At 47.8% G+C, this 1390-nt stretch carries 1 protein-coding gene; it reads right to left on the bottom strand.

The window, feature by feature from the left end; genetic code table 11:
- Nucleotides 1-149: 149 nt before the first annotated feature.
- On the bottom strand, nucleotides 150-1390 hold a 1241-nt coding region (locus ABD915_RS09655), incomplete at its 5' end, for a transposase domain-containing protein (protein WP_345117733.1).

The following is a 1390-nucleotide window of genomic DNA, read 5'->3' as shown; positions in this document are numbered from 1 at the left end:
ACACCTGAAAACTTAATTGTATTGATTTAAAATATTGAAATGGATTAAGACTTCTCCTCCCCCCTTTCTTTGTTAACGCTTCAAGCTGGTACGCGATACAAAACCAGCCCCCCTTATAGGCACTCTTATAAGTCCCCCCCTCTCTTTTCCTATCTTCTAGGAAACTTGATCACTTCATGCACCTCATCAGAGACAGAAAGGCGTCTTAAAGCTTGGTGCAAATGTTGACTAAACTCTCCCGAATCTAAAGCCTCATCATCCCCTAAAACTGCATCAGGGGCTTTTAAAGCCAGATTCCCCGCATTCTTTGGCATCAAACGGCTTACCTTTGGGGAAACAGGACGCTTGGACTTTGCATCATCACCCCTCCTTGCAACTTTTGCATAAACATCCGCCAATTGATCCGGCGCAAGCTTTGCCGCCAACTGCTTTTCTGCTTTAACTGCCTTCACATATTCTTTACGCAAACGCCCATTCAAGCGCGCCGCATGCTGGTCATAAAAGCCCACATCTGCAAGGCAAGGCGCTAAACAAAGCAACTGATTGTTCAAATCATAAACCCGCAAATCTTGATGCAAATGATCCGGGTCAAAGCGCACAATCACCTTTTCTCCTGCATAACTGTTCAACGCCCGCGCCCAATAACGATTGCCATAAAAATGAATCTCACCTGTGCCCTTTTGCGTACGCAATGCCTCTGAAGTCAAAAGCCATAAAGCCCTCTGCGCTGCACTTGCTTGACGAACAATCGTCCCTTCTGCCTTTAAACTTTCCGCAAAAGTCTCATCAAAACTGCGCCCCGCACAATTGACCGCCTTGCGCCCCGCTTGCGCATTATGCGCCACAATCTGCGCACCAACATGGGCTTTGAATTCATCAAATCCTATCGCACGCTTGCCATAATCTTCAGGCTTGGCATCCGGCTTATTGCCCGTATAAGCCCCCGCACAAAAGGGATGTTTGGAAATCGCTTCTGCCAGATCACGCCATGCCCGCTCAATCGGTTTAGACTGTCCGCTATAAGGGGTCGTCCATTGCAATTGAATACCCAAACTGGTCAAAAGCCCCTGCGGTTCATCCGCCTTAATCTTAAAACGAAAGCGGTTGGCGACACCCCCAGAAATCCACTTGCTGGTAAAAGCACGCCCATTATCCAAGGTCATACGCTCTGGTATCCCATAAGCCTCCACCATATCCCCAATCACCAAACGCACGATTTCCCAAGTCTCAGCATCTGATAAGCGCCACGATAAAATCTTGCCCGAATAAAGATCTTGAATGGCAATCAAATAAAGCCGTACAGGCTTCTCACCCCAAGGAACATTCACAAAAACATCCAGCTTATGCCCGTCCATATTCACCGCTTCCATTGCATGCAAGGCACGCCGAT

It is taken from the genome of Bartonella jaculi, assembly GCF_039543045.1.
In the GTDB taxonomy this organism is placed as follows: domain Bacteria; phylum Pseudomonadota; class Alphaproteobacteria; order Rhizobiales; family Rhizobiaceae; genus Bartonella; species Bartonella jaculi.
The sequence above is the reverse complement of the archived record's forward strand: the minus strand, read 5'-3'. Positions and strand labels throughout refer to the sequence as shown.